The 9,631-nt window shown below is 63.9% G+C and carries 12 protein-coding genes, 1 tRNA gene and 1 pseudogene; 11 read left to right on the top strand and 3 right to left on the bottom strand.

Annotated elements, in window-relative coordinates:
- From ABY403_RS09110 to ABY403_RS09060, 11 genes and pseudogenes are all read left to right on the top strand, one after another.
- A pseudogene (locus ABY403_RS09110) lies at positions 1-537 on the top strand (UDP-N-acetylglucosamine 1-carboxyvinyltransferase); the annotation flags it as partial.
- Positions 534-1,010, top strand: coding sequence for a DUF2948 family protein (locus tag ABY403_RS09105; RefSeq protein WP_372840472.1), 477 nt, complete (start codon positions 534-536; stop codon positions 1,008-1,010). The pseudogene ABY403_RS09110 and the gene ABY403_RS09105, both read left to right, overlap by 4 nt.
- A gap of 151 nt (positions 1,011-1,161) precedes the next feature.
- Positions 1,162-2,472 carry a histidinol dehydrogenase gene (gene hisD, locus ABY403_RS09100; protein ID WP_372840471.1) on the top strand — a complete coding sequence of 437 codons (1,311 nt, stop codon included), beginning with the start codon at positions 1,162-1,164 and terminating at the stop codon, positions 2,470-2,472.
- A complete protein-coding gene (locus ABY403_RS09095) occupies positions 2,469-2,957 on the top strand; it encodes a UPF0262 family protein (protein ID WP_372840470.1) in 489 nt (162 codons plus the stop codon). Before hisD ends, ABY403_RS09095 begins: the two co-directional genes overlap by 4 nt.
- A gap of 1 nt (position 2,958) precedes the next feature.
- Positions 2,959-3,420, top strand: coding sequence for a low molecular weight phosphatase family protein (locus ABY403_RS09090; RefSeq protein ID WP_372840469.1), 462 nt, complete (start codon positions 2,959-2,961; stop codon positions 3,418-3,420).
- A gap of 112 nt (positions 3,421-3,532) precedes the next feature.
- Positions 3,533-3,751 carry a translation initiation factor IF-1 gene (gene infA, locus ABY403_RS09085; protein WP_036636451.1) on the top strand — a complete coding sequence of 73 codons (219 nt, stop codon included), beginning with the start codon at positions 3,533-3,535 and terminating at the stop codon, positions 3,749-3,751.
- Positions 3,748-4,320, top strand: coding sequence for a nucleoside triphosphate pyrophosphatase (locus tag ABY403_RS09080; protein WP_372840467.1), 573 nt, complete (start codon positions 3,748-3,750; stop codon positions 4,318-4,320). The genes infA and ABY403_RS09080 overlap by 4 nt, the downstream gene beginning before the upstream one ends.
- Positions 4,317-5,363, top strand: coding sequence for a ribonuclease E/G (locus ABY403_RS09075; RefSeq protein ID WP_372840466.1), 1,047 nt, complete (start codon positions 4,317-4,319; stop codon positions 5,361-5,363). The genes ABY403_RS09080 and ABY403_RS09075 overlap by 4 nt, the downstream gene beginning before the upstream one ends.
- Position 5,364: 1 nt before the next feature.
- Positions 5,365-5,547, top strand: a complete 183-nt coding sequence (locus ABY403_RS09070) for a DNA gyrase inhibitor YacG (RefSeq protein ID WP_372840465.1) — start codon at positions 5,365-5,367, stop codon at positions 5,545-5,547.
- A gap of 98 nt (positions 5,548-5,645) precedes the next feature.
- A tRNA-Phe gene (locus ABY403_RS09065) sits at positions 5,646-5,721 on the top strand.
- 138 nt (positions 5,722-5,859) lie between these two features.
- Positions 5,860-6,210 (top strand): DUF4389 domain-containing protein, encoded by a 351-nt coding sequence (locus ABY403_RS09060; RefSeq protein ID WP_372840464.1) that lies wholly within the window; start codon positions 5,860-5,862, stop codon positions 6,208-6,210.
- A 3-nt stretch (positions 6,211-6,213) separates the two neighbouring features.
- Here ABY403_RS09060 and ABY403_RS09055 read toward each other — a convergent pair whose 3' ends face one another.
- The 3 genes from ABY403_RS09055 to ABY403_RS09045 all read right to left on the bottom strand — a co-directional run.
- Complete coding sequence (locus tag ABY403_RS09055) at positions 6,214-7,071, bottom strand: YjjW family glycine radical enzyme activase (protein ID WP_372840462.1); 858 nt, start codon at positions 7,069-7,071, stop codon at positions 6,214-6,216.
- Positions 7,055-8,587, bottom strand: a complete 1,533-nt coding sequence (locus tag ABY403_RS09050; RefSeq protein WP_372840461.1) for a YjjI family glycine radical enzyme — start codon at positions 8,585-8,587, stop codon at positions 7,055-7,057. The genes ABY403_RS09055 and ABY403_RS09050 overlap by 17 nt, the downstream gene beginning before the upstream one ends.
- Before the next feature lie 72 nt (positions 8,588-8,659).
- Positions 8,660-9,631 (bottom strand): ferredoxin (locus ABY403_RS09045; RefSeq protein WP_372840460.1); only part of this gene is annotated, 972 nt, incomplete at its 5' end.

Here is a 9,631-nt window from a genome sequence, read left to right as displayed (position 1 = left end):
GCCCCCGCGATCTGCGGCGGCGAGGTGGAACTGATCGGTGGTCGCATGGATCTGGTCGGTGCCTTTGCGGCAAAGCTGGACGAGGCTGGCATTGATGTGAGCGAAACCGCGCGCGGGCTGACAGTGCGGCGGCGCAATGGGCGGGTGAACGCGGTGAATGTGATTACCGAGCCTTTCCCCGGCTTTCCGACGGATTTGCAGGCGCAGATGATGGCGCTTTTGTGCACCGCCGATGGGGTGAGTGTGCTGGAAGAGCGGATTTTCGAGAATCGCTTCATGCACGCGCCCGAACTGATCCGGATGGGCGCGCGCATCGCGGTGCATGGTGGCACGGCCACGGTGACAGGGGTGGAACGTCTGCGCGGTGCGCCGGTGATGGCGACCGATCTGCGCGCCTCGGTGTCGCTGATCCTTGCGGGGCTGGCCGCCGAGGGGGAAACCGTGCTGAGCCGCGTTTACCACCTTGATCGCGGCTATGAGCGGGTCGAAGAAAAGCTGCGCGGTGTGGGTGCCGATATAGAACGGGTGAAAGAATGACCGACGCGCGTTTTGAAGACGGTGCCGAGGCACCGCTGCGGCTGAAGGCGGAAACCGTCGAAGACCTCGGGGTGCTTGCGGCGCTGCTGCAAGATGCGATTTTCGATGCGGGCGACATTCACTATGACCGCAAGGCGCGTCGGCTGGGTGTGCTGCTGAACCGCTTTCGGTGGGAAGATCGCACCAGCGCCGAGGCGCAGGGCCGCCCGTTCGAGAGGGTGCGGGCGCTTCTGCTGGTATCGGATGCGCGTATGGTACAACTCGCCGGGGTAAAGCCGGGCTCGAAGGGCACGGTGCTATCGCTGCTCGATATCGGCTGGAAGCCGGGTGACGATGGCACGGGCCGGGTCGAGTTGACCCTTGCGGGCGACGGTGCCATCGCGGTTGAGGTCGAGTGTCTCAATGTTGCGCTGCGCGATGTGACGCGGCCTTATGTGGCCCCCTCGCACAAGGCACCACACCACCCTGAATGAGCAATGCGCAGGCGCGGCGCGCGTTGCGGGCGGTGCCGCCTCCGGCGGGGATATTTTGACTGAAGCATCTTGGCGCATGGCGCGCTGCATTGCGGCGCTTGCGAGGGCGGGCCAGAGGGCTTAATCGGGGGGAGCAAGCAGGGAGCGCCCGATGCCGCACTACCTTTCCACGCTCGAACCGGGGTTCGAGGCCCGATTTTCCGAACTTCTGGGGATGAAGCGCGAAGACGCGCCCGATGTCGATGCCGCAGTGGCGGCCATCATTGCCGAAGTGCGCGCTTCTGGTGACAGTGCAGTGATTGCACTGACCGAACGTTTTGACCGCTTGTCGCTTACGCCCGCCACGCTGGCCTTTTCGCGCGAAGAGATTGCAGCCGAAGTCGCCAAGGTTTCGTCCGAAGACCGCGCGGCGCTGGAACTGGCGGCAGAGCGTATCCGCGCCTACCACGCGCGCCAGATGCCTGCCGATGCCAACTGGACCGACAGCGAGGGGGCCGAACTGGGCTGGCGTTTCACGCCGGTTGCGGCAGCCGGGCTATATGTGCCGGGGGGGCTTGCGAGCTATCCCTCATCGGTGCTGATGAACGCGATACCGGCCCGTGTTGCGGGGGTGGAGCGGTTGGTGATTGCCTGCCCAACCCCCGGCGGCGTGGTCAACCCGCTGGTGCTGGCGGCGGCGGAAATCGCCGGGGTCGATACCGTCTACCGTATCGGCGGCGCGCAGGCGATTGCGGCGCTGGCCTATGGCACCGAAACCATCGCGCCGGTGGACAAGATTACCGGGCCGGGCAACGCCTATGTGGCGGCCGCCAAGCGGCGGGTGTTTGGCCGGGTTGGGATCGACATGATCGCGGGGCCATCAGAGATTCTGGTCATTGCAGACGGGGCAAACAATCCTGACTGGATCGCGCTTGATCTGTTAAGCCAAGCCGAACATGACGAAAGCGCGCAATCGATCCTGATTACCCCTGATGCGGGCTTTGGGCAGGCGGTTGCGGCGGCGGTGGAGGCGCGGCTGCAAACGCTGCAACGCCGCGCGATTGCAGGTGCAAGCTGGCGCGACTACGGCGCGGTGATTGTGGTGCGCGATCTGGACGAGGCGGCGGCGCTGAGCGATCGCATAGCACCCGAGCATCTGGAGCTTTGTGTGGCCGACCCTGCGGCGCTGGCCGCCAAGGTGCGCCACGCGGGAGCTATTTTTCTTGGCACCTACACGCCCGAGGCGATTGGCGACTATGTCGGCGGGCCGAACCACGTATTGCCCACAGCGCGTTCGGCGCGGTTTTCCTCGGGCCTTTCGGTGTTCGATTTTCTCAAGCGCACCACGCTTTCGCGCATGACGCCCGCGGCCCTTGCCGCGATTGGCCCTGCCGCCGCGCGGCTTGCGGCATCCGAAAGCCTTGAGGCGCATGGGCTGAGCGTTCTGGCCCGGCTTGAGGCGCTGAACGAGGGGGGCCAATGACACCGACCAACTGCATCTGCCGGATCGACATTGATGACCGCGGCCTGCCGCCGCCCACCCCGGAGATTGCGCAGGAACGGAAAGTGGCGATCTTTGATCTGCTCGAGGAAAACAGCTTTGCTCTGCCGGGGCGCGACACCGCACCCGCACCCGCAGGCCCGTTTGCGCTGGGGCTTTCGATCCGCGAGGGGCGGCTGGTGGTTGAGGCGGCAAGCGCGCAGGGAGAGCCCTTGGCAGAGTTTCACCTGTCGCTCGGGCCGTTTCGGCAGGTGGTCAAAGACTATTTCAGCATCTGCGAAAGCTACTTCGACGCGGTCAAGCGCCTGCCCCCAAGCCAGATCGAAACCATCGATATGGCCCGTCGCGGCATTCACAACGAGGGTGCCGAGGTGCTGATGGAGCGGCTTTCGGGCAAGGCCATGCTTGATAACGCCACGGCGCGGCGGCTTTTCACGCTGATTTGCGTGCTGATGCCGGAGGCATGATTTGGGCCCCTTGCCGCATTCCGTGCTGTTTTGCTGTGACCATAACGCGACCCGTTCGCCGATGGCCGAGGGCTTGATGAAAAAGCTCTACGGCACACAGTTCTATGTGCAGTCGGTGGGTGTGAAGAACGAGTTGGAAACCGACGGCTTCGCCATATCCGTATGTCAGGAAATCGGTGTCGAGCTGGGCCGTCACCGGGTGCGCAGTTTCGACGAGATGCAGGATTGGGGCGACGATCTTTCGGGCTTTGATCTGGTGGTCGCACTTTCGCCCGCAGCGCAGCGACGCGCGCTGGAACTGACGCGGTTCTTTCACCTTGCGGTCGAGTATTGGCCGATCCTTGACCCCACCGGGCTTGGCGAGGCGCGCGAGGCGAAGCTGGCGGCGTATCGCAAGACGCGCGATCAGATCCGCGCCCGTATTGTGGAGCGATTTGGCCAGCCGCCCGAGGCTACCGGCTAAGGCGAGACGGCAATTCCCCCAAGGCGGCAGTTATACCTTGAAAAACCTTCAAGAGCGGCGCATTTAGGGCGCGCCCGCGCGATTTGGCGGGTTGGACCTTACCGGAGTGACCATGGCCAAGGAAGAAATGCTCGAATTCCCCGGCGTCGTGAAGGAACTCCTGCCGAATGCGACGTTTCGGGTCGAGCTTGAGAACGGCCATGAAATCATCGCGCATATGGCGGGAAAGATGCGCAAGAACCGCATCCGCGTGCTGGCGGGCGACAAGGTGCAGGTGGAAATGAACACCTACGATCTGTCGAAGGGCCGCATCAACTATCGTTTCAAGTGAAGCTCGTTCTCGGCTCTGCCAGTCCACGACGTGTGGAACTGCTGGCGCAACTTGGCATCACACCCGATGCCTTCCGTGCCCCCGACATCGACGAAACGCCGCTGCGAGGCGAGGTGCCGCGCGCCTATGTCGCACGCGTAGCCCGCGCCAAGGCGGCGTCTTTGCCGCTGGCCGAGGATGAGGTGCTTTTATGCGCCGATACCACGGTTGCGGTGGGGCGGCGGATTCTTGGCAAGCCTGCTGATGCGGCCGAGGCGGCCGAGTTTCTCTGGGCGCTTTCGGGGCGGCGGCACCATGTGCTGACCGCCGTGGTTGTGCGCCGGGGTGAACAGACGCGCGAGCGCGTGGTCGATACCGTCGTGCGCTTCAAGCCGCTTTCGAATGTCGAAATCAACGGCTATCTCGCCTCGGGCGAATGGCACGGCAAGGCGGGGGGCTACGGTATTCAGGGCCGCGCTGGCGCGTTCATTCCGTGGTTGCAAGGCTCGTTCTCGTCGGTGGTGGGGTTGCCGCTTGCGGAAACCGCCAATCTCTTGCGCGCGGCGGGCTATGCGGTGGATGCCGCATGAAGGGCCGTGTCATCATATTGGGCGAACTTGCCGGCCGCGAGGCGGCGGCGATGATGCTGGACGGGCGGCTGGAAGATTTGCTGATCGACACCTCTGATGTGGTGGCGATCGGGCCCGGTGCCATTTGCCGCGGCATTGTGGATAGGCAGATGAAAGGGCAGGGCGGGGTGTTCCTGCGCCTGCCGGGCGGCGAAAAGGGATTCTTGCGTGAAACCGGCGGGCTTGCACCGGGGCAGGCGGTGCTGGTGCAGGTGGTCGGCGGGGCAGAGCCGGGCAAGGCGCTGCCGGTTTCGGCGCGGCTTTTGTTCAAAAGCCGCTATGCGATCATCACGCCCGATGCGCCGGGTTGCAACATTTCGCGCCGGATCCGCGAGCCGGAGATTCGCGCCGCACTTGAGGAGATCGCAGCCGAGGCGATGGCGGGCAGTGCGGCAGGGCTGATCTTGCGTTCGGCCTGTGCGGGGGCCGAGGCCGAAGAGATTGCCGCCGACATCGCGCAGATGCGCGCGCTTGCCGAAGCCGTGCTGGCCGATCTGCCGGGCGAGCCGGAATTGCTGTTCGACGCACCCACCCCGCATGAAGAGGCTTGGCGCGACTGGGCAGAGCCTGCACCCGACGAGGTGATCGATGTCGAAGGCGCTATGGAGGCGCATGGCGTGCCCGAAGCCGTGGCCGCGCTTGGCAGCCCCAGAGTGGCGCTAAGTGCTGGCGCGCATATGTTCATCGAGCAAACCCGTGCGTTGATTGCCGTCGATGTCAACACCGGCACCGATCATTCGCCCGCTGCGGCGCTCAAGGCCAATATCGCCGCTGCGCGCGATTTGCCGCGCCAGCTTCGGCTACGCGGCCTTGGCGGGCAGATCGTGATAGACTTTGCGCCGATGGCCAAACGCGACCGTGCAACGCTTGAGCAGCAACTGCGGGCGGCCTTCAAAGGCGACAGTGCCGAGACAAGCCTTGCGGGTTGGACCCCGATGGGCAATTTCGAACTGAGCCGCAAACGCGATCGCGTACCGCTGGCGGCGATCATTGCGGAGGACTGAGATGGCAAGCTGCCCGATTTGCGGCAAGGAATCGGTGCCGAAATACCGCCCCTTCTGCTCGAGCCGCTGCGCCGATGTGGACCTTGGGCGCTGGCTTACGGGCAGTTACGTGATCCCCGGCGAGGCCAGCGAAAGCGAGTCTGCGAACCCCGATGAACAAGACCGCGATCCACCGCTGCACTGAGGTGCAAACAGGCACAGATTTTGCCCAATACCTCTGGACAGGCCACGCGCGGTCGTCTAGGAACGCCGCACCCGACGCGCCAAGACGCGCGGCACGGTGCCCAGATAGCTCAGTTGGTAGAGCAGCGGATTGAAAATCCGCGTGTCGCTGGTTCGATTCCGGCTCTGGGCACCACCTTTTTCTTTGCATCACAAATGACTACATTACCAACATCGGGTGCTGGCCCGATCCGCATTTGGCGGTTGCCGGGTGCGTGTTTCATCTAGAGTTGCGCGGGCTGCGCATAGCGTTTCCCGATTTTAGGAGAGTGCCATGAAAACACCGAAAAAGCCGACCGATGAAAGCCCCGATCCTGTCGTGCTGGAAAACCCCGCGCCCGAGGCTGACGAGGCGTCCGAATCGGTGGAGGTTAGCGACGATCTTCCCAAGAACGTCTGGCTGCACGGTCTGTGGATGCTCATCATTGCGATGTTGCTGCGGGTCGTCGGCGCGCTGGCGACGCTGGCGGCGTTCATGCAGTTTCTCTGGATGCTCTTTGGCAAGAAGCGCAATGAAGGTATCAAGTCATTTGGGGAAGGCATGGCCGCCTGGATGTCGAAGGCGACGCTGTTTCTGGCGGGCACCAGTGATGAAAAGCCCTTCCCCTGGACGCCTTGGAAGTAACGCCTAGATCCAGACGGATGGGGTAACGACATTGTCGATACCGGCGGCGCGTAAGCGCGCCGCCGCCGCCTCGACCCCTTGGCGTGGCATTTTGGGCCAATCGCGCGCCGCCCCCTGCACACCGTGGTGCTGAAAGGCGTTGAGCTTTAACCGCAGCCCCGGCCCAAGCGCGCGCGCAAACGCGGTCAGCGCTTCGATTTCCGCCTCGGTATCGGTGAAGCCCGGCACCATCAGATAGCGCAATTCATAAAGTTTGCCTGCCGCTTGCAACAGCCGCGCGCTGGCAAGGCTTTTTTCGTTACCCATGCCGGTCAGTCGGTGGTGGGTCGCCGGATCAAAGGCTTTGATGTCAAGCATGGCACCATCGGTCAGCGGCAGCAGCCGCTGCCAGCCGCGCGGCCCCAGATGCCCGTTCGAATCGATAAAGCGGCTTAGCCCGGCAAGCTCTGGTTCGGCGGCCATCGCGGCAAAAAGCGCCTCGACGAACTTTGCCTGCATCGTAGCCTCGCCACCCGAGATCGTGATGCCTGAAAGAAACCCGAGATTGGCGCGCACAAGTGCCAGCACATCCTCTACGCTCATTTGCCGCGCCATCGGGCTGGCCGAAATCGGGCAGGCGCGCAGGCAGAGATCACATTCATCGCAAAGTGCCGGGTCAAAGACGATGCGCCCGCCCACAAGGCTTAGCGCCGCGTGCGGGCAGGCCGGAATACAATCGCCACAGTCGTTGCAAACCCCGATCGTATGCGGGTTGTGGCAGCCCGCGCAGGCAAAGTTGCAGCCCTGCAAGAACAGTACCAAGCGGTTGCCGGGGCCATCGACCGCCGACCAGCGCAAGACCTTGCTAACGCGCGCCAGCATCACGCTCTAGCCCGACGACACGGGGCTTGCGCGCCAGAATCCCGGTCAACCGTGCCGCTTCGGCACCAAGTGCCGTGGTATTGGTGCGCGAGCCTTCGCCCGCATCGTGCCGCGCCACGTCCGAAAGGCGGATCATGTAGCCGGTCACCCGTACCAGATCGTTTGAGGCGACATTGGCGGTAAACTCGCGAAAGCCCGCCGCAAACGCGCCCTTGGCCAGTTGCAGCACCGCCTCGGGGTTGGCCTTGACGGTTTCATCTAGCGTCAGGATTTCGCTGACACCCGATGCATAGTGGCGATGTTGCGGCGCCAGCGCTTGCACATGCGTCACCGGGTCGGGCTCAGTGCCATAGGCAATGCGGATGCCGGGGGTTGCGTCCGCGTCGGTGCTAAGCCCCGCCTGCGCATGCAACATGGCCCGCCCGCGCCAGACGTTGCGCATTGGCCGAGCCGCGACCATTTCGGCCAGCGCTTCAGTAATGCGCAAACCAAGTGCGTTTGCCCCAGCATCGTGGCCATAGCGGCCCGCAAGACCAGCCTTGTCCTGCAAAAGGTTCACCGCCTCTGCCATGCCGAAAATGCCGAACATGGCGGTAAAGCGGTCACGGTCGATCCAGCCTTCTTCTACCAAGAAGCTTTCAAAAAACCCGGATTGTTCATAGAGATAATCGATGCGCGCCTGCATCAGGCGGGCGCAAAGCTCGACATATCGGGGCAATTCGGTTGCCAGAAAATCTTCCACCCCGCGCGCGCGCAGCGCCACTTCGCGCAGGTTGACGCGTGAGAGGGTCGAGGCCCCGCCGCGCATTGGCAGCGCGTTGTAGCACGACACGATCCCGTAGCCTGCCTCGTCAAAGGTGGCGGCGTGAATCGGGTGGTTGGCGATATGCGGCTTGGAACATTCGGTGATATTGGCCACCGCGCGGGCCAGCAGCGCCTCGGTGCTGATCTCGGGGTCGTAAAGCAGTGTCAGGTTCGGTGCGATCTGCCCCAGTTCGGCATCAACGCGCAAAATCGCGCGCGCCACCGGGTTATCGGTCGGCCCGATGTTGGCATGCAGGAAGGCGTCGGGCAGAACCCGGTCGATATAGCGCCAGAAAAGCTTGATCTTGCGATAGATATCCTCTTCGCTCACGCCGTTGCAGAAGGGCAATAGCAGCGCATCGAGCGTGCCGATGAATACCGGCATACCGGTGATCGAGGGCACATGGTGGTAAGCGATCATCAGCGTGTTGAGCGCCTCGTCGAGCGTTTCTGGCGGCGGCAGTTCCAGCCAGCACGAGCCTTTGCGCAGCACGACCGAAAAATCCGCCAACACATAACGGGGCCGGTAAGGGGCCGCACCTTCGTACATGTCGCAGATCACGCGCGCGTCGAGCGCGGCGCGGGTTTCGGCATCAAGCGCGGGGTAGGGCAACAGGTTTTCGGCCTGTACCGCAAGCGCATGTGCCTTTTGTGCGGGGCTTAGCGCGGGGTCATTGACGATACCGCGCAGCTTTTCAAACCCGTCGAGCATGGGTGACCTCCTGCGGTAGAACACCGCGTCGGTGCAGGATAGCGCCGACGCGGGCAAAGAGAAAGCATCCGCTCAGGCGAAGGCCTTGGCGCGTTCGATCAGCGCGGGCAAATCGGGCTCGTCGGGGTTGCGCGGTTTGCCGGGGTGGATGATCGAGACCTGACAGCCTTCGGCCGCTTCGACCAACTGGCGGAAACTGCCGCCATCGGGGTTGGCGATAATGGCCTGCATGTTGTCGTTATAGGCAAAAAGCGCCGAGTTGATCTGCACACATTCGTTGCAGGTGGTGCAGCGCGCGGTTTCGATCCACGGCAGGTCCGATGGGGGCGCGGCGGCCTCTGGGGCGGGTGCGGGTGCTGCGGGCGCTTCTGCCTTGGCGGTGGGCGTGGTGGCTACGACGGGGGCCGGTGCCGTGGCAGATGCGGGGGCTGCAGGGGCCGTGGGTGCCGCGGGGGCTGGTGCTGCGGTGGCAACGGGTGCTGCGGCCACGGCCTTGGCCACAGCCTCGATCAGGCGCGCCTCGAACTTCACCGCTTCTGCGGCCAGCAACCTTGCCGCGTGCGAGTTTTTGATGCCTGCCAGTTCTTGCAACCGCCGCCACGCATCAACCGCGCGATCGGCGGCCTCGGCCACCTTTTCGGCGACCTTGCAGCGTGCAAGCTGGTTGTCGGTATCGACGCCGAGCACGTATGGCACCCGCGCCGTTGCCTCGGCGGGGGCGAGTTTCAGCCATTCGGCGGCGGGCAGCATCTTGTCGTTCCACTCGCTTTTGGCCATCGGTTGGCAATAGCGGGCGTAGCGCGCATCGCACATCGCAAAATCGATGAAGCTGAAGGCGCTGTCAGTGCTAAGGCGCTGGCCATCGGCATCTTCGTAGTCGAGCCGGTATTCGGGCCAATCCTCCTCTAGCGCGGGGTTGGTCGAAAGATCGAACCGCCGCGCCCAGTCCGGGCCTGCCGATGGGTCGTAGCAAAAGGTTGGGAACGCGCGCGACTCGGTCGCCGCCGCCGCCAGCAGATAGGGGGCAACGCCCTCTACCGTTGG

It is taken from the genome of Phaeovulum sp. (assembly GCF_041596715.1).
In the GTDB taxonomy this organism is placed as follows: Bacteria; Pseudomonadota; Alphaproteobacteria; order Rhodobacterales; family Rhodobacteraceae; genus UBA6213.
Note: the sequence above shows the minus strand (reverse complement) of the source record. Positions and strands in the feature narration are given on the sequence as shown.